Origin of the sequence: Lutibacter sp. TH_r2, from assembly GCF_033101135.1 — a bacterium.
Taxonomy (GTDB): Bacteria; Bacteroidota; Bacteroidia; order Flavobacteriales; family Flavobacteriaceae; genus Lutibacter.
Map to the genome: position 1 here is coordinate 201,842 of NZ_JAWMPV010000002.1, position 23,397 is coordinate 225,238.

Annotated in this window: 19 protein-coding genes; 14 read left to right on the forward strand and 5 right to left on the reverse strand. The window is 27.9% G+C overall.

The window, feature by feature from the left end:
- Positions 1-24: 24 nt before the first annotated feature.
- Complete coding sequence (locus R3X25_RS08285) at positions 25-978, forward strand: phosphoribosylaminoimidazolesuccinocarboxamide synthase (RefSeq protein ID WP_317673743.1); 954 nt, start codon at positions 25-27, stop codon at positions 976-978.
- Here the strand turns inward: R3X25_RS08285 and R3X25_RS08290 are convergent.
- The 5 genes from R3X25_RS08290 to R3X25_RS08310 form a co-directional block, all read right to left on the reverse strand.
- Complete coding sequence (locus R3X25_RS08290) at positions 972-2,399, reverse strand: bifunctional UDP-sugar hydrolase/5'-nucleotidase (protein WP_317673745.1); 1,428 nt, start codon at positions 2,397-2,399, stop codon at positions 972-974. The two genes, R3X25_RS08285 and R3X25_RS08290, sit on opposite strands and share 7 nt — an antisense overlap.
- A gap of 11 nt (positions 2,400-2,410) precedes the next feature.
- Entirely contained in the window at positions 2,411-2,842 is a 432-nt protein-coding gene (locus R3X25_RS08295) for a hypothetical protein (protein WP_317673747.1), read from the reverse strand.
- A 156-nt stretch (positions 2,843-2,998) separates the two neighbouring features.
- A complete protein-coding gene (locus tag R3X25_RS08300) occupies positions 2,999-3,433 on the reverse strand; it encodes a hypothetical protein (RefSeq protein WP_317673749.1) in 435 nt (144 codons plus the stop codon).
- Between the two features lie 91 nt (positions 3,434-3,524).
- Positions 3,525-5,438, reverse strand: a complete 1,914-nt coding sequence (gene yidC / locus R3X25_RS08305) for a membrane protein insertase YidC (protein WP_317673751.1) — start codon at positions 5,436-5,438, stop codon at positions 3,525-3,527.
- Between the two features lie 109 nt (positions 5,439-5,547).
- Positions 5,548-7,161 (reverse strand): CTP synthase, encoded by a 1,614-nt coding sequence (locus R3X25_RS08310; protein WP_317673753.1) that lies wholly within the window; start codon positions 7,159-7,161, stop codon positions 5,548-5,550.
- 196 nt (positions 7,162-7,357) lie between these two features.
- Between R3X25_RS08310 and R3X25_RS08315 the strand changes: the two genes are divergently transcribed.
- The 13 genes from R3X25_RS08315 to R3X25_RS08375 all read left to right on the forward strand — a co-directional run bounded on the left by R3X25_RS08315 (position 7,358) and on the right by R3X25_RS08375 (position 23,394).
- A complete protein-coding gene (locus tag R3X25_RS08315; RefSeq protein WP_317673755.1) occupies positions 7,358-7,900 on the forward strand; it encodes a YfiR/HmsC family protein in 543 nt (180 codons plus the stop codon).
- 7 nt (positions 7,901-7,907) lie between these two features.
- Positions 7,908-10,229, forward strand: coding sequence for a TonB-dependent receptor plug domain-containing protein (locus tag R3X25_RS08320; RefSeq protein WP_317673757.1), 2,322 nt, complete (start codon positions 7,908-7,910; stop codon positions 10,227-10,229).
- Positions 10,230-10,370: 141 nt separating this feature from the next.
- A complete protein-coding gene (locus tag R3X25_RS08325) occupies positions 10,371-11,972 on the forward strand; it encodes an ATP-binding protein (protein ID WP_317673758.1) in 1,602 nt (533 codons plus the stop codon).
- Between the two features lie 66 nt (positions 11,973-12,038).
- Positions 12,039-13,715 carry a response regulator gene (locus R3X25_RS08330; protein WP_317673759.1) on the forward strand — a complete coding sequence of 559 codons (1,677 nt, stop codon included), beginning with the start codon at positions 12,039-12,041 and terminating at the stop codon, positions 13,713-13,715.
- A 217-nt stretch (positions 13,716-13,932) separates the two neighbouring features.
- Positions 13,933-14,094 carry a 50S ribosomal protein L34 gene (rpmH, locus tag R3X25_RS08335; RefSeq protein ID WP_317673761.1) on the forward strand — a complete coding sequence of 54 codons (162 nt, stop codon included), beginning with the start codon at positions 13,933-13,935 and terminating at the stop codon, positions 14,092-14,094.
- A 135-nt stretch (positions 14,095-14,229) separates the two neighbouring features.
- A complete protein-coding gene (gene carB / locus R3X25_RS08340) occupies positions 14,230-17,082 on the forward strand; it encodes a carbamoyl-phosphate synthase large subunit (protein WP_317673763.1) in 2,853 nt (950 codons plus the stop codon).
- 99 nt (positions 17,083-17,181) lie between these two features.
- Complete coding sequence (locus R3X25_RS08345; RefSeq protein WP_317673765.1) at positions 17,182-18,081, forward strand: MerR family transcriptional regulator; 900 nt, start codon at positions 17,182-17,184, stop codon at positions 18,079-18,081.
- A 54-nt stretch (positions 18,082-18,135) separates the two neighbouring features.
- Complete coding sequence (locus R3X25_RS08350; protein ID WP_317673767.1) at positions 18,136-19,599, forward strand: phytoene desaturase family protein; 1,464 nt, start codon at positions 18,136-18,138, stop codon at positions 19,597-19,599.
- A gap of 62 nt (positions 19,600-19,661) precedes the next feature.
- Positions 19,662-20,501 carry a phytoene/squalene synthase family protein gene (locus R3X25_RS08355; RefSeq protein ID WP_317673769.1) on the forward strand — a complete coding sequence of 280 codons (840 nt, stop codon included), beginning with the start codon at positions 19,662-19,664 and terminating at the stop codon, positions 20,499-20,501.
- Positions 20,501-20,980 (forward strand): hypothetical protein, encoded by a 480-nt coding sequence (locus tag R3X25_RS08360; protein WP_317673771.1) that lies wholly within the window; start codon positions 20,501-20,503, stop codon positions 20,978-20,980. Before R3X25_RS08355 ends, R3X25_RS08360 begins: the two co-directional genes overlap by 1 nt.
- Entirely contained in the window at positions 20,977-21,420 is a 444-nt protein-coding gene (locus R3X25_RS08365; protein ID WP_317673773.1) for a sterol desaturase family protein, read from the forward strand. The genes R3X25_RS08360 and R3X25_RS08365 overlap by 4 nt, the downstream gene beginning before the upstream one ends.
- Entirely contained in the window at positions 21,417-22,118 is a 702-nt protein-coding gene (locus R3X25_RS08370) for a lycopene cyclase domain-containing protein (protein WP_317673776.1), read from the forward strand. The genes R3X25_RS08365 and R3X25_RS08370 overlap by 4 nt, the downstream gene beginning before the upstream one ends.
- Positions 22,111-23,394, forward strand: coding sequence for a deoxyribodipyrimidine photo-lyase (locus R3X25_RS08375; RefSeq protein ID WP_317674329.1), 1,284 nt, complete (start codon positions 22,111-22,113; stop codon positions 23,392-23,394). The genes R3X25_RS08370 and R3X25_RS08375 overlap by 8 nt, the downstream gene beginning before the upstream one ends.
- Positions 23,395-23,397 lie beyond the last annotated feature (3 nt).

A 23,397-nucleotide genomic window follows, 5' to 3' on the forward strand; every position in this document is an offset into this window, starting at 1 on the left:
AGTTGATTTCAAAAAAAATAATAAATGAGTAATACAATTAATAATACAGCGTTTAATTTTCCAAAACAAAAATCTGTTTACAAAGGAAAAGTAAGAGAAGTTTATAATATTAACAATGAAGTTTTAGTAATGATAGCTTCAGATAGGTTATCTGCATTTGATGTTGTAATGCCAAAACAAATTCCTTACAAAGGTCAAATTTTGAATCAAATAGCAGCAAAAATGTTAGATGCAACAAAAGATATTGTTCCTAATTGGATTTTAGGAATACCAGATCCAAATGTTGCGGTAGGTTATATGTGTGAACCTTTTAAAGTTGAAATGGTAATTAGAGGTTATATGAGCGGTCATGCAGCTCGTGAATACAAAGCTGGAAAAAGGGTGCTTTGCGGTGTTGAGATGCCTGAAGGTATGAAAGAAAATGATAAATTTCCTGAACCAATTATTACACCTGCAACTAAAGCTGAAGATGGTGATCACGATGAAGATATTTCTAAAGAAGATATAATTGCAAAAGGAATTGTGTCTGCTGAAGATTATGCTGTTTTAGAAAAATATACCAAAGCTTTATTCCAAAAAGGAACTGAAATAGCAGCAGAACGAGGTTTAATTCTAGTGGATACTAAATATGAATTTGGTAAAACAAAAGATGGAAAAATTCTATTAATAGATGAAATTCATACACCAGATTCTTCACGTTATTTTTATGCTGAAGGTTATGCAGAAAGACAAAGTAGAGGTGAAGCTCAAAAACAATTATCTAAAGAGTTTGTGCGCCAATGGTTAATTGCTAATAATTTTCAAGGGCTAGAAGGTCAAACTGTTCCAGAGATGAGCGATGAAAAAATAAACGAGATTTCTGATAGATATATTGAGTTATATGAAAATATTACCGGAGAAACTTTTGTTAAATCGGATGTTAGTAATATTACTGAAAGAATAGAAAAAAACGTATTGAATTTTTTAAAGAATTATTGATATTTAAAGTAGTTTGAATATTGAGTATAGTTTACTGGTGTTGAATTATTATTTAAATAATTAATAATGGTTTCAGCAGTAGTAAACTCTTTTGTAGTTGGAGTTGAGGTGAAATAATTACTATGAACAGCCGGAATGTAATCGTTTAAACCTAAAGTAATAGAAGTGTTGTCACTTAAAATATCTCCGTTTTCGTTTTTAATAATTATAGAATCTCCAGATTGTTCTATGGTTAATCCTGCGTAATATAAACCTTCTTTACTTTCTTTTAGAAAATATTTTATTTCTTCAATAGTCATAGAATAAGTTACACTTCCATTATTAAAAGGATCTATAGAAAAAATTTCTCTTTTAGTTATATCACCTTCATTTAATGAATTTCTAATACCACCAGTATTTTGGAAAGTTAAATCAACATTCATTTCGTTTTTTAAAGCATCAGTATAAAAATAACCAACTTGTGTATTACTGTGATAGGCTTCAGCATAGCCAATTACTTCATCTAAATCAGCATTTTTAGTATAGTTATCAGCTATTAATTTTAGTGAACTATCAAAATTTGAAATTGTAGCTAAATCTATAAGGTTATATGTTGTTGTTACATTTTTATCTTTATCAATAATAATTTCTATTTTACCAAGGTAGTTTAAGTTAGAGCTAGCTTGATAAATATATGTGTTGTTATATTTAGAATTTACTTTAGCATGCGAATGTCCACCAATAATAATATCGAAAAATGGATAATTGTTGGCGATTGAAATATCAGAATTAGTACCTAAATGAGATAAACCAATATACACATCAGCATTTTCAGTAGTTTTTAAATTTGAGTAGTTGTTGATAATTTCTGAATATTTGGAAAAATCTATGTTTTTAACTCTCCATGGGTGCGTTGACGGAATTGTTTCATTATCGCTACCATTGGTTTCAACTAATCCAAGAAATGTTATTTTTATATTGTTTACACCTATTGTTTTATACGCTTCTGGTTGAGGTATCACCGAGTTAGATGTGTTCATGTTTGCACATATCCAGTCAAATTCCGATTGTGCTATTCTATCTTTTAAAATAGCTTCACCATAGTCAAATTCATGATTTCCAAGCACAGAAATATCAACACCAGCTTTGTTCATTAAATCGATCATTGGATAGCCTTTTTCTTGGTAATTATCAACTACAGGATTTCCTGAAAAAATATCACCCGCACACACAAATAACACATTGTTATTTTCTTTTTCTTGATCAATTAAATATTTAATTTTTGAAAAATTATCAAAGTTTCCGTGTGGATCATTTATGTGAAATATAGTTATCTTTTTTTCTGATTCTTCAACAATTGGTACTATATTGTTAGACTCTTTAGAACAAGATGTAATAACAAAAATAATAGCAAATAAAAATTGCTTTAAGTTTAGAGACATAGTTAATTTAATTAGAGACTTTTTTCCATTTCAGATAAAATTTCAATTAAATTATCTTGAAAAGGGTTTTTTAGTAACCATTTAAGTGCTTCTTGGTTTGTTGAAAATATTTCAACATCTTGTAATAAATCACTTTTTAAACTTTTATAAATTGTAGTTGAAACTACTTGGTTTGGAGTATTTGTAATTAATGCAAGTCTTCTTTTTCCTAAAATTTCTTTTTTAGAATTCATAAAACTTACAAACTCTTCAATATCTTCAGGTGTAACATTAAATTTAACTTCTTGAAAATTAATAAAATAATTCATATTAGAATCAAATAAAGAATCTTCAGTTAATTTTCTTTTGAATTCTATATATGAATTAGTTTCTAGAATTCCTTTATGATACTCAATTAAGAGTTTATATTTAGGTAATATTTTATATGTGCTTTTTAAAGACATATTTTATAGTGAATGTTTTGATTAATAAAGTTAAAAAAAAAGATGTTTAGAAGCTACTAAAAACCTTATATTCTAATAAATGGTAGGTTTTATCTTTTGATTTACTCAAAATTTAAGGTGGTTCTTTAAGTTGTTGATATGTAGTAGTTTTAATGTTTAAATATTCTGATCCAATTCATTTAAAATTAGATCAATATCTTCATTAAATTTATTTTGGAATAGCCATTGAATTGCTTTTTTATTTGTAGAAAAAATTTCAACATTTTTAGTGAAATGATCTTTATATTCTTTAAATAAAGTTAATGTTACTACTTGATTTGGGGTATCAGTAACAATGGCTATTTTTCTACTATTTTTATTTTTTGAAATTTTACCGATAAATGATTTAAATTCAATAATATCATCAAAATTTTGGTTGTCGAATTTTACGTTTTTAAAATGAATAAAATAATTACATCCAGTTTTAAAAGAGTTATCATTAATAAGTTTTTGTTTAAATTTAATGTAAGAGTTTAAGTCAATATCTCCTTTATGGAGTTCAATAATAAGATTGTGGTTATTTATTATTTTATAAATACTTTTTAATGACATTTTTTGTTACGAGGTTAATATTTTACGTAAAAGTATAAAAAATGCCCACTCATTAAAATGAATGGGCATATAATTTAATAAATGGTAAGATTTATTTTTTCTTTTGCTTTTTTTGTTGAGCTTGTTGTTCCTGCGCTTGTTTCATAGCATCGTTTAAACGTTTACGGAATTTACTCTCTTTTTTAGGTTTTGCCTTTTGTTTTTGCATTTTAGCATGAATTTTATCTTCATCTAAAATGTAATTTTTAATAACTAACATAATAGTAATAGTTAGTAAGTTAGAAACAAAATAGTATAAACTTAATCCACTAGCATAGTTGTTAAAAAAGACAAGCATCATAACAGGTGAGAAGTACATCATCATTTTCATCATCTTTTGCATATCAGGCATACCTTCTTGTGTTGGTTGTTGCATATTCATTTGCTGACTTTGGCTCATTCGCATATAGAAGAAAATTGCAATGGATGCTAAAACAGGAAATAAACTGAAATGATTACCATATAAGCTTGATACTAATGGAATATGAGTGGTCCATTCAAAAACACTATCATAAGCAGATAAATCATTAGCCCATAAGAAACCTTGTTGTCGAATATCTATGTTTGAAGGGAAAAATCTAAATAATGCAAAGAAAACAGGCATTTGTAGTAATGCAGGAATACATCCAGACAATGGACTAACACCAGCTTTACTTTGTAACGCCATAACTTCTTGTTGACGTTTCATGGCATTTTCTTTACCTTTTAAACGCTCGTTAATTTCTTCCATTTCTGGTTTTAAAATCTTCATTTTTGCACTAGACAAATAAGATTTGTAAACCAATGGAGACATTATAATTCTAACAATAATGGTTAGTAGAATAATAATTAGCCCATAATTACCAATAAAACCTTGTAAAAAGTTAAATACAGGAACAAAAACCACTCGGTTAATTACTCCAAATATTCCCCAACCAAGGTTAATAACTTCTTTTATATTTCTGTCGTATTTTTTTAGAATTTGGTAATCATTAGGTCCAATGTACCAATTCATATTGTAATTTAACTCTCCAGCTTCCAATGTTAAAGGAGTTTTTAACGAAAACTCTTTAGTGTAAACACTATCAATTTTTTCATCTTTAAAAATAGATGTAGAATTTAATTGAGCGGTGTTAAATCCTTTTTCTGAAATTAAAATAGAAGAGAAGAAATGTTGTTTAAAAGCTACCCAATTTACATCACTTTCGTTAGCATCATCATCTCCACCCATTGATAAGTAATCAATATCTTCATCTTCTTTTTCATAGTACATTTCAGTTTGCTGATTTTCGTACTTGATACTTTTTTCGTGACGGTAACCTTTTAAATTCCAATCTAACTCAATTTGTTGAGAAGAATTTATGGTTGATGCTAACCCTTGAGAACGAACTGTAAAATCAATCATATATTCGTCTGGTTTCATCTCATATCTGTACTCTAAATATTGAGCATCAGATACTTTAAGCTTCATAGAAAGAATTTGATTATCTCCGCTATTGCTTGGTTCAGCTTCAAAAAATAAATCTTTTGTATTTAAAGTTCTATTATCAGTAGTTCCTAAATTAATATTGAAGGAAGCATTTTGATCTTTTACCATATAAAGCGGTAAAGAATCGTAAGTAACATATTCTTTAATTAAAGCTTCTTTAATATATCCACCTTTATTTGAGATTACTAATTTTAAAACATTGTTTTCTAAAACAGTTTCTCCATCTTTTACGTTTGCAGATTGAGCAAAAGCACCTAGTTGTTTTTGAGCTTGTACAAAAGCTAAAGAATCGTTAGGTTGTAATGTGGTTTCTGTAGTTTTTTGAGAAGTAGCACTTTCAACAGTTTTAGTTTCTTTTTCAACTTGTTCTGTTTTCTGTTTTTCTTGTGCTTCTATTTCTTCAGGTGTTGGTTGGTTAGTATAAGACCACCATAAAAAAATACCAATTAATAGTGCAAAACCTATTAACGTATTAAAATCAAATTTTTTTTCTTCCATTGTAAATGTGTAAATGTCAAATTGTCATAACTTTTTAAAAAATTTTCAAAAAGCCCGACAAATGTACTAAAAGTAACTTTATATCTCTGTTATTATTAATGAAACCTTATTATTGCAAATGGTGTTCCAAAGCAGCCTTTACAAAGTCAACAAATAAAGGATGCGGATTTAAAACAGTACTTTTATATTCAGGATGGTACTGAACACCAACAAACCAAGGGTGTGAAGGAATTTCAACAACTTCAACTAAATTAGTTTTTGGATTTCTACCAGTTGCAATCATTCCAGCTTTTTCAATTTGTTCTAAATACGTATTGTTGAACTCGTATCTATGTCTATGTCGTTCACTAATTAACTTACTATTGTAAATACTTTTTATTTTTGAATTTTCTAAAAGTTCACAATCCCAAGCTCCTAAACGCATAGTTCCTCCTTTTTCAGTAATATCTTTTTGTTCTTCCATTAAGTTAATTACTGGGTTTGGAGTTTTTTCATCCATTTCCAAAGAGTTGGCATCTTCAATTTTTAAAACATTTCTTGAAAATTCAATTACAGCCATTTGCATTCCTAAACAAATTCCTAAAAAAGGTATATTGTTTTCTCTGGCATATCTAACGGCATCAATTTTTCCTTCAATACCACGTTCACCAAAACCAGGAGCAACTAAAATTCCATCTAAATCTTTTAATTTTCTAGGAACATTTAAAACTGTTAAATCTTCTGAATGAATCCAATTAATATTTACTTTAACTTCGTTTTCAGCACCAGCATGTATAAAGGCTTCAGTAATAGATTTGTAGGCGTCATGTAATTCAACATATTTTCCAATTAAACCTATTTCAATGATATTATTAGGGTTTTTAAATTTTTTTAAAAACTTATTCCAGTCTTTTAATTCTGGCTGTATGTCTTCTGGTAGTTGTAATTTTTTTAAAACTACCTTATCCAAACCTTCTTTTAACATTAAATTAGGTACATCATATATAGTTTCAGCATCAATAGATTCTATTACATCTTCTTGTTTTACATTACAGAATAATGCAAGTTTTCGTTTTATGCTATCGTTAATTTTGTGTTCTGTTCTGCATACTAAAACATCTGGACTTACTCCACTTTGCATTAGCATTTTAACAGAGTGCTGTGTAGGTTTTGTTTTTAATTCGCCTGCAGCTGCTAAATAAGGGATTAATGTTAAATGAATAACAATAGCGTTTTCATGACCTAATTCCCACAACAATTGTCTAACAGATTCTACATATGGTAACGATTCAATATCACCAACAGTTCCTCCAATTTCAGTAATTACAATATCAAAATCTCCAGTGTTACCTAAAATTTGAATTCTACGTTTAATTTCATCTGTAATATGTGGAATAACCTGTACAGTTTTTCCTAAAAATTCACCTTTACGTTCCTTATTAATTACACTTTGGTAAATTCTACCAGTAGTTACATTATTAGCTTGAGAGGTTGGAATATTTAAAAAACGCTCATAATGCCCAAGATCTAAATCAGTTTCAGCACCATCATCAGTTACATAGCATTCACCATGTTCGTATGGATTTAACGTTCCTGGATCAATATTAATATATGGGTCTAATTTTTGAATAGTTACCGAATATCCTCGGCCTTGTAAAAGTTTAGCTAATGAAGCTGCAATAATTCCTTTTCCAAGTGATGAAGTAACACCTCCTGTTACAAAAACATATTTTGTTTTATTCATTGTGTATAGGTTTGCGCAAAAGTACTAAAGCTATTTTAGTTGGCAAAAAGGAATAGTTAGAAAGTTTTTATTTATTTTTTGAATACATTAATAAAAAAACTTTAATTTTGAATATACTAATAAATGATATAACTTTATTTGTAATATTGCCCAAGATTAATAAAAATTGCTAAATCCCAATAATAAACAACTTATTTTGAAGATTAAAAAAAAGAAATATATTTCTATTTCCCACTTTACTATAAGATTATGTTTATTTTTTATTGTTCTGTTATCAATTTCAAATAGTTTTTCTCAAAACATACCGGTTCCTGAAAATATTCAGGCGGCACTTTTACCTAAAATTTTAAAATTTAACTCAAACATTGCTTCAAAAGAGAGTATAAAAATGCTTGTGGTATATAACAATAACTCTGAAATAACTAAAAATTTATTGATTAGAGAGCTAGGGGAAAATTTTGAGGTTAAAGGTGTAATAGTGAGTGATTTGGAAAAACAAATTGATGGTGTTGACTTGGTTTATTTTATGCCGGGTTTACAGGATGAAGCTTCTATTTGTAAAAAAGAAAAGGTGTTGTCAGTTACCGGGAACTCGGAGTATGTAGTGCAAGGTAAGGTGTCATTAGGTTTTGGTATTAAAAATAACAAGCCTAAAATATTTTTGAATTTAAAATCATTGGAGGAAGAGAATCAATCGCTTTCTTCTGAAATATTAAGAATTGCTATAATATGTAAATGAGAATGTTATGGAGAGAATGAAAAAATATATAATGTTATTACTATTTCTAAGTAATTTAGGATTTATGGTGGTAGCCCAAGAAAATAAAGTTTATGATGAAATGACTCTAGATGAGTTGTTGGATATTGATGTGGTTGTAACCGCATCAAAAAAACCTGAAGACTTGTTTGAAACACCTTTGTCAACAACTATAATTAGTAAAGAAGAGATTAAACAATCTGGTGTTACTAGTATTCCTGAAGCATTACGTTTATCGCAAGGCGTTATTGTTAGAGAAATTACGCCTGGAAATTATGATATTCATATAAGAGGTTATGATGATATTACTAAAAATGTATATTTAACATTACCATACAATACAACAACTCTTGTTATGATTGATAATAGAGTGGTTTATAGTTATTTTTCTGGAGGAACATCTTGGGAATCTTTACCTGTAGATATTAACGATGTAGAAAGAATTGAAGTAGTTAGAGGGCCAGCATCAGCTTTATATGGTACAAATGCTGTTACTGGAGTTATTAATATTATTACGTCTCACGCAAGTAAAAAAGGAAAGAATATTTTAGTTAATACAAGTGTTGGAAGCAACCAAGCAAAAAATTTAAATACTACTATAGGTTATAATTGGAATGATAAAACCAAACTATCTTTTTCGGGTAACTTTACTGAAAGAAAAAGGTTTGATAATGAGTATTACGATTTTAATAAAAAAGACTATAGCTCTATTGATGATATTTCAATGTTTGTTTCAGCAGTTAAATACAATAACTATGATGAAGAATGGACTTTTGATGAGTATCAAAAAGTTTTAGACGCCTATTATAATGTTGATTTAAGTTTAAGAAAGTTAGCAGGAAATGTATTTTTAACTCATAACTTTTCAGAACAAACTAATATAGATATTGCAATGGGAGCTCAAAAATCTCAAAGTCAAAAGGTTGCATATTTAAATTTTTCAACTGCTTTATCTCAAATTGAAACCGAAAGTTACTATGTAAATGCAAAAATACATCATAAAAACTTCGATGGGCAATTCTCAATAAATTCAGGAGAAGATTTAAGTAATTATCAATATAATTCAGTGAAATTCACCAATATCGAAGCCAATATTGAATATTTTAAACAGTTTAAGCAATTTAGTATTAGACCAGGTTTAAGTTATAAGTTTTTATCATACAATAGTCCTGTAACTTATGATGAGCCTTTTAGTTTAAACAATCTTAATTATGAGTTTAAAGATGAACCTAGAGAAACATCATCATATTCAGCATTTGTATTGGCAGAGTATAAACCTACATCTAAATTAAGAGTAATTGGTGCGGCAAGGGTAGACAAGTTTGGTTTTAATAAAAATTATTTTTTAAGTCACGAAATAGCTTCAACCTATAGAATAGATAAAAATAACTTAATTAGGTTTGCGCATTCTAGAGCTAATAAGTCTCCATTTTTTATAGATACATATTCAAAATTTAGTATTGTAGTAAATTCTGATGTAAGTGTTTCAGATGAAACGTCAATAAGATTGCCAGTTAGTTTAAGTATTCACGGTCAAGAAGATTTAAAATATCCAACAATTACAAGTGAAGAAATTGGTTGGAGAACTAAATTGGGTAAAAATTTGAGTTTAGATTTAGAATTGTTTTATTCAGAAGTTGATAATTTTGTAAACCCAAATGTTTATAGAACTTCAACTATAACAGAGCAATACAATACATCAGGAGAATCTTTAGGAGTTATTGGTATAAATGCCTCTGGAGAAGTTTTATTTGAGAATTACAATTTAGATGCCAATCAATTTGGTGCAGGCTTTACGTTAAATTACAATTTTTCTAAAAAACTGAAAGCTAAACTCTATGGTACATTTCAAAAAACCAATATTAAGGGTAGAAAGAATATAGATTTTACGGTAACTGGAGTAAATGTTGGTGAGCTTACCGCTAGTAATACAGTTACAACAGAAGTTAATACTTTAATGAATCCAACTCAATGGAATGAAGATTTAACACCATCATTTTTTGGAGGTTTTTTAATAAACTTTAAAGCTAATAATAAATGGAATTTTAGTACAGACGCTTATTTTATGTCAAGTCAAGAGTTTTCTAATTCTAATTATTATCAGTTAACAGACGAAGAGAGTGTTGAAGAAGCACTAATTAAAACAAATGTGAATTCTAATTTAATTTTAAATGCAAGAGCATCATATCAGTTAAATAAAAAAACTTCAACCAATATAAGTTTTAAAAATATTTTAGGAAAACATAAAGAATATGGTTTTGTAGATAATATAGGTAGTCAAATTTTAATTGGTTTAAATTGGGAATTTTAGTTGTTGAAATTGCATATGTTTTTTAAAAATTTATCCATAAAATTTAAGATTATTTTAATTATTCAATTAGTATCACTTTTTTCATTACTAATTGGGTTTTCATATGTAATTGTAAATACTATTGCCAATTTTAAAAATGATATGAGAAATAACACCATTATTAATGCTACATTAATTGGTGATTATTGCGCAGTTCCTTTAGACTTTGATATGTCTGAAAACGCTGCCGAAACATTAGAAAAATTACAAAATATTCCTTCAGTTGAAATAGGAATAGTTTTTAATAATAAAAATGAAATATTTGCTGAGTTTTATAAAAAAGGAACCAAAGTTAAGGTTGAATTACCAGATAGTATTGAATCTTGGAGTAAATTTGAAGGCGATTATTTAAATGTTTGTCAACAAATTTTATACGAAAATAATGTTGTAGGTAAAATTTATTTAAAAGTTTCAACCAGTAAATTGTCACAAAAAATAAAAAGTTATTTATTAACAATGCTATATTTGTTAACTGCGTTATTATTTGTAAGTTACTTTATTGCTTTAGGTTTACAAAGAATACTTTCAGACCCAATTTTAAAACTAACAAAAGCTACTAAAAATATTTCAGAAGAAGGAAACTACAAGTTAAGAGTTGAAAAAATAGGAAACGATGAAATAGGTGAGTTAGTAGATGAGTATAACAAAATGTTAGCCAAAGTATATGAAAGAGAAAACGCCTTAAAACAGCGCACAAACCAATTGTCTAAAACTCTTGATGATTTAAAGAAAACACAACAAAAATTAATAGATTCAGAAAAACTAGCAGCTCTAGGACAGTTAATTGCGGGTGTTGCACATGAAATTAATACACCATTAGGAGCTATTAGGTCGTCTATTGGAAATTTTAAAAACTCTTTAAAAACAGTAATAAAAGAGTATCCAAATTTTATAAATGAAATTCCACCTAATTCAAGAAAACTATTTACGGAGCTTTTAGAAGAATCATTAAAAAATCAACATTTATTAACTTCAAAAGAAGAGAGAACTTATAAAAAAAATATCATCAAAATTTTTGATAATAACCATATAGAAAACTCACATTATTTTGCCGATACTTTTGTAGATATGATGGTTGTAAATAATGTAGAAAAGTATTTGAGCTTGTTAAAGCTACCAAATTCAAAAGTTTTAATAGATATGGCCTATAAATTAACAGGTTTGCAAAGAAGTACAAGTAATATACAGTACGCCACCAATAGAGCTTCTAAAGTTGTATTTGCTTTAAAAAATTCATCAAGGTTAGGTCATTCAGATGAACAAATGTTATTTAATATTACAGAAGGTATAGAAACAGTATTAACGCTATACAACAACCAAATAAAACAAGGAATTATAGTTTCTAAAGATTATGAAATTGTACCAAAAATATTATGTAATCCAGATGAATTAAATCAAGTTTGGACAAATATTTTGCACAATGCAATTTATGCAATGAAGCTAAAAGGAAATTTAGATGTTAGCGTTTATAATAAAGAAAATTATGTTGTTGTAGCTATTACCGATAATGGAAAAGGAATACCCGAAACAGAAATAGCTAAAATATTTGATCCTTTTTACACTACAAAACCAGCAGGAGAAGGAACAGGTATAGGTCTAGATATTGTAAAAAGAATAGTGAAAAAGCATAATGGAAAAGTTGAAGTTGAAAGTAAACCAGGAAAAACTACGTTTAAAGTATTTTTACCTGTTGAAGTAGAATAAGTTAGTGTTAATTTACTCTAACTAAAATTAATATTTTAAAGAGTATTGATATAAAATTATTAAATTATGAATAAAGAGATAATTTTTTGTGTTGATGATGAGAAAATTGTTTTAAATAGTTTAAAAACTGAATTAAAAAGTGAGTTTGGTAATAATTGTATTATTGAAACTGCAGAATCGGGAGACGAAGCTATTGAAGCAATTAAAGAGTTACTATCTTTAGGATATAAACTCCCAGTTGTAATTGTTGATTATGTAATGCCAAATATGAAAGGAGATGAGCTGTTAGAAAAAATACATAGCATATCACCAAAAACATTAAAAGTATTACTTACAGGGCAGGCAACTGTTGAAGGAGTCACAAATTCAATAAATAAAGCAGATTTATACAGGTATATAGCTAAACCTTGGAATAATGATGATTTAATTTTAACCATAAGTCAAGCTTTAAAAAGTTACCACCAAGAAAACCAATTAGTTGTTCAAAATCAGCAATTAAAAGAGTTAAGCACTTCTCTTGAAAAAAAAGTTAAAATTAGAACTATTGAACTTGAAAAATATCAAAACCATCTAGAAGAACTTGTAGAATTAAGAACAAAAGAACTATCCATTTCAAAAGAAAAAGCAGAAGAAAGTGATAGGTTAAAAACTGCATTTTTAGCAAATATATCTCATGAAATTAGAACACCAATGAATGGGATAATGGGCTTTGCCAATCTACTTAGCGATCCAAATACATCAATTGAAAATCAGACAAAATTTATTGATATTATTAAAAAAAGTGGAGAGCGCATGCTCGATACTTTAAATGGATTAATGGAAATGTCTAAATTAGAAACTGGGCAAGTAAAAATACATTTAAATAATATAAATTTAAACGAAGAACTTAAAAATTTACATACATTTTTTAAACTTGAGGCAAGTTGTAAAAACCTGTTGTTTAATTTGTTACTACCTGAAAATAGCGATCTGTTGGTGATAGAGACAGACCGTGATAAGTTAAATGGAATTTTAAGTAACCTAATTAAAAACGCTATAAAATACAGTGAAACAGGAAGTGTAGATTTTGGTTATGAAATTTATAATGATTGTATCGAGTTTTTTGTAAGAGATACTGGAATTGGTATACCAAAAGAAAGACAGAAAGCAATTTTTGATCGTTTTGTACAAGCAGATTTGAAAGATGTAAAAGCTTTAGAAGGTTCTGGTTTAGGCTTGTCTATTTCTAAATCATATATAGAAATGCTTAATGGAGAAATTACTTTAGAGTCAAACGAGGGGCAAGGGTCAAAATTTAGATTTACAATACCGTTAACTATAAATAATAAAAAGCAAGTTAAAAAAGAAACTAATATTAAAAATATAGATTATTCTAAATTTAAAATACTTATTGTTGAAGATGAAGAAGTGGCAATGGATTATCTAACAATAATTTTAAAAGATCAATTTGAAAAAATACTTTGTGCAAAAAATGGTATTGAAGCAGTAGAAGTTTTTTCTAAAAATAAAGATATTGATCTAATATTAATGGATGTAAAAATGCCTGAAATGGGCGGTTATGAGGCAACTAAAAAAATAAGAGAAATAAATACAAGTGTTGGTGTAATTGCCCAAACAGCATATGCTTTGCACGGAGATAGAGAAAAAGCAATTAATGCAGGGTGTAATGATTACATTACAAAACCAATAAAAAAAGAAGAATTACTTCTAAAAATTAATAAACTACTTAAACGTAATTTATAGTTTTTTCAGAAATAAATAACACCATAAAATAGAGTAATAAATGTATAAAAAACTAAAAAATAAATTGAAGAATTATTCAAGTATTAAATTTTTTTAATTTTTTTTTAAATTCTATTTGTCAAACATAAAAGGATTTGTATATTTGCCCACGCTTTCAGGGAGTCTACTTCTTAAAGCAAATTAAAAATAAAAGAAACACGATTTAAAATATAAAGTAATGCCAAAAAGAACATTTCAGCCTTCGAAAAGAAAAAGAAGAAACAAACATGGGTTTAGAGAGCGTATGGCTTCTGTAACCGGTAGAAAAGTGCTAGCGAGAAGAAGAGCTAAAGGTAGAAAGAGATTAAGTGTTTCTTCTGATCCAAGACCAAAAAAATAATGAAACTATAGGTTTTATATATAAGGTGTTACTTTTTTTTAGTAACACCTTTTTTTATGACCTATTGATAAGTTTTAATAACTATTCTGTTATAAAAAACGATTTTTATAGATATTTGAAAACAAATTTTTAAGAATGCCAAAAAATACTAACATCAAATCAATTTTAATCATAGGTTCAGGTCCAATAATTATTGGTCAAGCCTGTGAATTCGATTATTCAGGTTCCCAAGCAATTAGATCATTAAAAGAAGAAGGAATTGAAGTTACTTTGATTAACTCTAATCCTGCAACTATTATGACGGATCCCTCGCTTGCAGATAATGTTTATTTAAAACCGCTTACCACAAAATCTATTATAGAGATTTTACAAATGCATCCAAATATTGATGCTGTTTTGCCAACAATGGGAGGGCAAACGGCACTAAATTTATGTATTGAAGCTGATGATAAAGGTATTTGGAAAGATTTTAATATTGAATTAATAGGTGTAGATATTGATGCTATTAATATTACTGAAGATCGAGAGCAGTTTAGAAAGTTAATGATTGAAATTGGTGTAGGCCAAGCACCTTCCACAACAGCAACTTCATTTTTAAAAGGAAAAGAAATTGCACAAGAATATGGTTTTCCATTAGTAATTCGTCCTTCATTTACATTAGGTGGTTATGGAGCTTCAATAGTTTATGATAAAAAAGATTTTGACGATTTATTAAGTAGAGGGCTAGAAGCTTCTCCAATACATGAAGTAATTATAGATAAAGCCTTAATTGGTTGGAAAGAGTATGAGTTGGAGTTATTACGTGATAAAAACGACAATGTTGTAATTATCTGTACTATTGAAAATATGGATCCAATGGGAATTCATACAGGAGATTCAATTACAGTTGCTCCAGCAATGACTTTGAGTGATACTACTTTTCAAAGAATGCGTGATATGGCAATCCATATGATGCGTTCTATAGGTGATTTTGCAGGTGGTTGTAATGTACAATTTGCTGTAAGTCCTGATGAAAAAGAAGATATTATCGCTATTGAAATTAATCCTCGTGTTTCGCGTTCATCAGCATTAGCATCTAAAGCAACTGGATATCCAATTGCAAAAATTGCTTCAAAATTGGCTATAGGTTACAATTTAGATGAATTAAATAACCAAATAACCAAAACAACTTCAGCATTATTTGAGCCAACATTAGATTATGTAATTGTGAAAATTCCACGTTGGAACTTTGATAAATTTGAAGGTTCAGACAGAACTTTAGGTTTGCAAATGAAATCTGTTGGAGAAGTAATGGGAATTGGACGTTCATTTCAAGAAGCATTACACAAAGCAACACAATCTTTAGAAATTAAAAGAAATGGATTAGGTGCAGATGGAAAAGGTGAAAAAAATTATGAAACAATTATTCAAAAATTAAAATACGCAAGCTGGGATAGAGTTTTTGTAATTTACGATGCTATTCAAATTGGAATTCCTTTAAGTAGAATTCATGAAATAACTAAAATAGATTACTGGTTCTTAAAGCAATATGAAGAATTGTTAGCTCTTGAGAATGAAATTTCAACAAACAAACTAGGTACATTAACGTATGAATTGTTATTAGAGGCAAAACAAAAAGGTTTTGCTGATAGACAAATAGCGCATATGTTAGGTTGTTGGGAGAGTGAAGTAAAAGCAAAAAGAACAGAACTAGATATAAATAGGGTTTATAAATTAGTTGATACTTGTGCGGCTGAATTTGCTGCTCAAACACCTTATTATTATTCAACCTTTGAAAATAAAATGATTTCTCCTAAAGGGAAAGCAATTTCAGATAATGAAAGTGTTGTTACCGATAAAAAGAAAATAGTTGTTTTAGGTTCTGGGCCAAATAGAATTGGGCAAGGAATTGAGTTTGATTATTGTTGTGTTCATGGAGTTTTGGCGGCAAAAGAAGCTGGTTATGAAACTATTATGATTAACTGTAATCCTGAAACCGTTTCAACAGACTTTGATACGGCTGATAAACTATATTTTGAACCTGTTTTTTGGGAACATATTTACGATATTATTGAGCACGAAAAACCAGAAGGAGTTATTGTTCAATTAGGTGGACAAACAGCTTTAAAATTAGCAGAGAAACTAGATAAATGGGGTGTTAAAATTATTGGAACTAGTTTTGAGGCTTTAGATTTAGCCGAAGATAGAAAACGTTTTTCTGAATTATTGGTAGATTTAGACATTCCTTTTCCTAAATACGGTACAGCAACAACTGCTGATGAAGCTTCTTTGATAGCAGATGATTTAGATTTTCCAATTTTAGTTCGTCCATCTTATGTATTAGGAGGTCAGGGAATGAAAATTGTAATTAATAAAGAAGAATTAGAAAAGCATGTAGTAGATTTATTACGTAAGATTCCTAATAATATGCTACTTTTAGATCATTATTTAGATGGTGCTATTGAAGCAGAAGCTGATGCAATTTGCGACGGTGAAGATGTATATATTATTGGAATAATGGAGCATATTGAACCTTGTGGAGTACATTCAGGAGATTCAAACGCAACATTACCACCTTTTAATTTAGGTGAATTTGTAATGCAGCAAATTAAAGATCATACTAAAAAAATAGCATTAGCTCTTAAAACACAAGGGTTAATAAATATTCAGTTTGCAGTAAAAGATGATATTGTATATATTATTGAAGCAAATCCAAGAGCTTCACGTACAGTACCGTTTATTGCAAAAGCATACCAAGAGCCTTATGTAAATTATGCTACAAAAGTTATGTTAGGAGAGAATAAGGTAAAAGACTTTAATTTTAATCCAAAACTAGAAGGTTTTGCAATTAAACAGCCAGTTTTCTCATTTAATAAATTTCCTAATGTTGATAAAAAGTTAGGACCTGAAATGAAATCAACAGGAGAGAGTATTTTGTTTATTGATAGTTTAAAAGACGATCAGTTTTACGAATTGTATTCTAGACGAAAAATGTATTTGAGTAAATAATATAATATTCAAAATTAAATTAAAAAAGAGCTTCATAATTGAAGCTCTTTTTTAATTTAAAAATATATACTATATTTGTTCAATAAAAAATCAATTACATTGAACAATATAAAATCTGAATTTACAATTAAAGATCTTGAAAATTTTTCAGGAATTAAAGCGCACACTATTCGCATTTGGGAAAAACGTTATAATTTATTAGAGCCTAATAGAACAGATTCTAACATTAGATATTATAATATTAATAATCTACAAAAGCTTTTAAATGTATCGTTATTAAATAATAACGGGTTAAAAATTTCTAGAATTGCAGACTTGCCAGATTCGCAAATAGCTGTTAAAGTAAGGGAGTTAGTAGCAAAAGAAGGAGCAAATACACAAGCTTCAAATTCATTAAAACTTTCTATGTTAAATTTTGATGAAAACTTATTTAATGTTACTTATAATAATTTAATTGCTCAATCATCTCTTAGAGACGTTTTTAAAAATGTTTTTTTGCCATTTTTAAATGAAATAGGCTTGTTGTGGCAAGTAAATTCTATTACACCTGCGCACGAACATTTTATTACAAACCTTATCAAACAAAAAATATTTATAAATATTGAGAGATTGCAATTGTCATCTCCAACAAATTTTGATAAAATATTTGTTTTGTATTTACCAATGAATGAAATTCATGAATTAGGGTTGTTGTATCTGCATTTTGAGTTGCTATTACATGGTTATCAATCAATATATTTAGGTCAGAGTGTGCCTGTAGCTAATTTAAACGATATTCAAAAAGTTTATAATTCAATATGTTTCATAACATATCTTACTGTTGAACCATCAAGAATATCTGTTGAAGATTATATTACAAATGTAGAAGAACAAGTGTTAAATGAAGGTGAAGGAGAGCTATGGTTACTTGGTAGAAAAGTTGCTGAATCTGATTTTAAATCGTCTAACTCAAAAATAAAAGCTTTTAAAACAATTGATACCTTGTTAAATAATCTATAATTTTTATTAAACAATTTGTTTATGTTTAATAATTGACTATATTTGTTAAACAAAATGGGTAAAAAAATAATCATAATTGGTTCAGGTTTCTCCTCTTTAGCAGCTTCTTGTTATTTAGCAAAGGCAGGTTATAAAGTTGTTGTACTTGAAAAAAATAGTTCTTTGGGAGGAAGAGCTAGAAAATTTGAAAAAGAAGGATTTAAATTTGACATGGGACCAACTTGGTATTGGATGCCAGATGTTTTTGAAAAATTTTTCAAAGATTTTAACAAAAAACCTTCAGATTATTATCATTTAGAAAAATTAAGTCCTGCATATCAAGTTTATTTTGGTAAAAAAGATACAATCACAATTGGTGATAATTTAGAGTCCATATACAGTGTATTTGAAAAAGAAGAAAAGGGAAGTTCTAAATTTCTCAAAAAATTCTTAAAATCAGCCCAATTCAATTACAATGTAGCAATTAACAATTTAGTTTATAAGCCTGGAAATTCACTTTTAGAATTAATCAACTTAACCACTATTACAAGAGTTAATCAATTTTTCACTTCTATTAGTTCAACTGTTAGAAAAAAAATTAAAAGTAATAAACTTCAGCAAATATTAGAGTTTCCAGTGTTGTTTTTAGGAGCTAAACCATCAAATACTCCAAGTTTTTATAATTTTATGAATTATGCAGATTTTGGGTTAGGAACATGGCATCCAAAAGGAGGTATGTATGAAGTGGTAAATGGTTTTGTAAAATTAGCAAAAGATTTAGGTGTTGAAATTAAAACAAACCAAAATGTTGAAGAAATTGTTGTAGAAAATGGTATAGTTAGAGGTGTTAAAACATCAGAATCTTTTTATGAATCTGATTTTGTTGTAAGCGGAGCAGATTATCATCATACAGAAACGCTACTTCCAAAAAAGTTTAGAGCGTATTCTGAAAATTATTGGGATAAAAAAACATTTGCACCTTCTTCATTACTATTTTATGTTGCTTTTGATAAAAAAATAAAAAATGTAAAACATCATACGTTGTTTTTTGATACTAGTTTTGATGTACATGCTAAAGATATTTACGATACGCCAAAATGGCCAAAAGAGCCGCTTTTTTACGCGAGTTTCCCAAGTTTAACCGATAATAGTTTTGCCCCTATTTCAAAGGAAGCGGCTACTTTTTTAATTCCTTTAGCGCCAGGTTTAGATGATATTCCCGAAGTTAGAGAAGAATACTTTATAAAAATTATAAAGCGAATGGAAGAATTAACTGGTCAAGATTTATTAAAAAATGTTATATTTAAAGAATCCTATTGTGTGAAAGATTTTGAAAAGGATTACAATTCATATAAAGGAAACGCATATGGTTTGGCTAATACATTATTTCAAACGGCGTTTTTAAGACCAAAAATTAAAAGTAAAAAAGTGAAAAATTTATTTTTTACAGGTCAATTAACAGTTCCTGGACCAGGTGTTCCTCCATCAATTATTTCAGGAAAAATTGTTTCAGATATGGTTATAAAAAATACTAAATAAACTAAAAACTTACTACTACTACTACTACTACTACTACTACTACTAACTAAAAAAATTAAATTATGAAACAGCTTTTTGATGAAACTTCATTTAAATGCAGTAAAATTGTTACTAAAAAATATAGCACTTCTTTTTCTTTAGCAGTTTATATGTTATCACCCAAAATTAGAGAGGCTATTTATAGTATTTATGCTTTTGTTCGATTTGCTGATGAAATTGTAGATTCTTTTCACTCTCATGAAAAAGAGATATTATTAAACGAATTTGAGGCAGATTACTACAAAGCATATAAAAATGGTATAAGTTTAAATCCTATTTTAAATTGTTTTCAACACACTGTAAAAAAATATAATATTACAGATGATTTAATTCAATCGTTTTTAAAAAGTATGAAAGCCGATTTAAATAAGGAATCGTATAATACAGTTGAAGAATACAATGAGTATATTTATGGTTCTGCAGATGTAGTTGGGTTAATGTGTTTGAAAGTTTTTGTAAATGGAGATAATGAAAAGTATGATGAATTAAAATTTTCTGCAATGAAATTGGGTTCTGCTTTTCAAAAAGTAAATTTTTTACGCGACTTAAAAGATGATTACGAGTTATTAAACCGTTCTTATTTCCCAGGTGTAAATTTAAAAGAATTAAATGCCAATGAAAAAGCTAAAATAATTGAAGATATTGAAGCTGATTTTAACGAAGCACTAACAGGTATTAAAAAGCTACCGTTAGAAGCAAAATTTGGAGTTTATACAGCATATGTCTATTATAAAAGATTGTTGTTTAAGCTTAAAAAAACACCTTCTAAAGAAATTTTAAATACAAGAATTAGAGTTTCTAATCCTATAAAAATTAGTTTGTTAGCAAAATCTTTTGTAGTTTTTAAGTTAAACATGCTCTAATGAAATTTATAATAACACTTTTTTTATTTATTAATATTCAGAGTTTTGCATCTCCCATATTAGACCAAATTCGTTCTAAATTCCCTCTTATTGAAAATAAAGAAGAAGCAGAGAATTTTATTCAGAAATTAGAAAATAGAAAAGATGTAAGTTCTCAAGGGTATTTAGCTGCAATGTATTTTTTTAAATCAAAGTATGTTAAATTTCCTACTACAAAATATAAGTATTTTAAAAAGGGAAAGAATCTTTTGGATTTATTAATAAAAAAGAATCCAAATGTTGTTGAATTACATTATATACGTTTTATATTTCAACATCAGATACCAAGCTTTTTAAATTATAATGAGGATAAAATAGAAGATTTTAAAGCTATTTATAAAGCAGATTTTATTAAAAATAGAGAGCTTAAAATACTATTGAAATTAGATAAATTATCAATTTCACATAAACAAAAAATTAACGAATTATTAAATCAATGATTGTATTTCCACTTATTACAATAGCTACTTTTTTACTAATGGAATGCGTTACGTGGTTAACGCATAAATATGTAATGCACGGTTTTTTGTGGTACTTTCATGAAGATCATCACCAACCAAGATATCAAAATTGGTTTGAGCGTAACGATGTGTTTTTTGTAATTTTTGCCATACCAAGTATTGCTTTATTTTACTTTGGTGTAGAAGGTGGTTTAAACTATTTATTTTTTATAGGTTTAGGTATTTTATTATACGGAATTGCATATTTTTTAGTGCATGATGTTTTAATTCATAAACGTTTTAAGTGGTTTAATAAAACAACAAATAAATATTTAATTGGTTTAAGAAAAGCGCATAAAGTGCATCATAAACATCTAGGTAAGGAGCACGGTGAATGTTTTGGTATGTTATTCGTTCCATTTAAGTATTTTAAAATATGATTGCATTATATTTTATAATAAATATAGCGTCTTTTTTTATTCCGTTTTTGTATAGTTTTCAGAAAAAAATGAGATTTATACAATATTGGAAATCTGTTTTTTTAGCAATTTCAATTGTGGCAATTCCTTTTTTAATTTGGGATGTTTGGTTTACAAATATGGGTGTTTGGGGTTTTAATTCAGCTTACTTATTAGGCCCAAAAATTGCTAATTTACCATTTGAAGAAGTCCTTTTCTTTTTTTGTATACCATATGCAAGTATATTTACACATTATGCTTTGTTACACTTTTTTCCAAAGTTAGCATTGTCAAAACAAGTTACAAAATGGATTACTGTAATCCTTTTATTTATAACTGTTTTAGTGCTATTTTTTAATTATGATAAGTGGTACACATTTGTAAATTTTTCAGTTTTTGTAGTAATACTGTCTTATGCATTTGTAACTAAAAATAGTAGTTTAAATTCTTTTTACCTTACATTTTTAGTGGTTTTAATACCTTTTTTTATAGTAAACGGATTATTAACAGGGAGTTTTATTGAAGAGCAAGTAGTTTGGTATAATAATGCAGAAAATCTAGGAATTAGATTAGGTACTGTTCCTGTTGAAGATATTTTTTATGCGTTTAGTATGTTGTTTGGAGCAACTATGTTAATTGAAAAATTGAAACCAATATTTAATAAAAAAAATGATAGATAAGCAAGAAGTTTCAATTTTTTGGTTTAGAAGAGATGTACGTTTGTACGATAATGTAGGTTTGTTTAATGCGCTTAATTCAGAATATCCGGTTTTACCCATTTTTATTTTTGATGAAGCTATTTTAAATGAATTGCCAAAAGAGGATGCTCGCGTAAATTTTATACATCAATCTTTACATAAAATAAATGAAGATTTACTTGAAAATAATGCCTCGTTATATATTGAAAAAGGGGAAGTTGCAACCGTTTGGAAAGCACTTTTGAATACATTCAACATAAAAAAAGTATTTTTTAATAAAGATTATGAGCCGTATGCTATTAAACGAGATGCTGAAATAACCAATTTATGTATTGAAAATAATGTTGAAGTACATTCTTATAAAGATCAGGTTATTTTTGAAGCTGGTGAAATTTTAAAAGCTGATGGAAAACCGTACACCGTTTATACGCCTTATAAAAATAAGTGGTGGAATTTATTTAATTCACAGGAATTAAAGTTTTTTCCTTCAGAAAATTATAAAGATAATTTCATAAAAAAAATCTTCAATTTTCCTTCATTAGATACTATTGGTTTTACTAAAAGTACTATTAAAGTTAGAGCAATTAATACGAAGGCTATTTTAGATTATCAAAATTTTAGAGATCTTCCGGCTATTGCTACGTCTAACAATTCAGTGTATTTACGTTTTGGTTTGATTAGTACACGTAAACTATTTAAATATGCGCAAACTAAAAACGAGACATATTGTAATGAGCTAATATGGAGAGAGTTTTTTATGCAAATCTTGTATTATTTTCCAAAGGTTGTAAATGAAAATTTTAAAGCGAAATATAATTTTATTCCTTGGAGAAATAATGAAGAAGAGTTTAAAATGTGGTGCGAAGGAAAAACCGGTTACCCAATTGTAGACGCAGGTATGCGAGAATTAAACCAAACAGGTTATATGCATAATAGAGTACGAATGATTGTTGCTAGTTTTTTAAACAAACATTTGTTAATAGATTGGCGTTGGGGAGAAGCTTACTTTGCTGAAAAATTATTGGATTACGATTTAGCGGCAAACAATGGTAATTGGCAGTGGGTTGCCGGAACTGGTTGCGATTCGGCGCCGTATTTTAGAGTTTTTAATCCAACAACACAGCAACAAAAATTTGATCCTAATTTTGAATACATCAAAAAGTGGAATCCTAATTATAAAAATATTCCTGAAATTGTGGAGCATAAATTTGCTCGTTTACGTTATTTAGAAGTTGTAAAGTCTTCGTTAGTGCAATAGGTT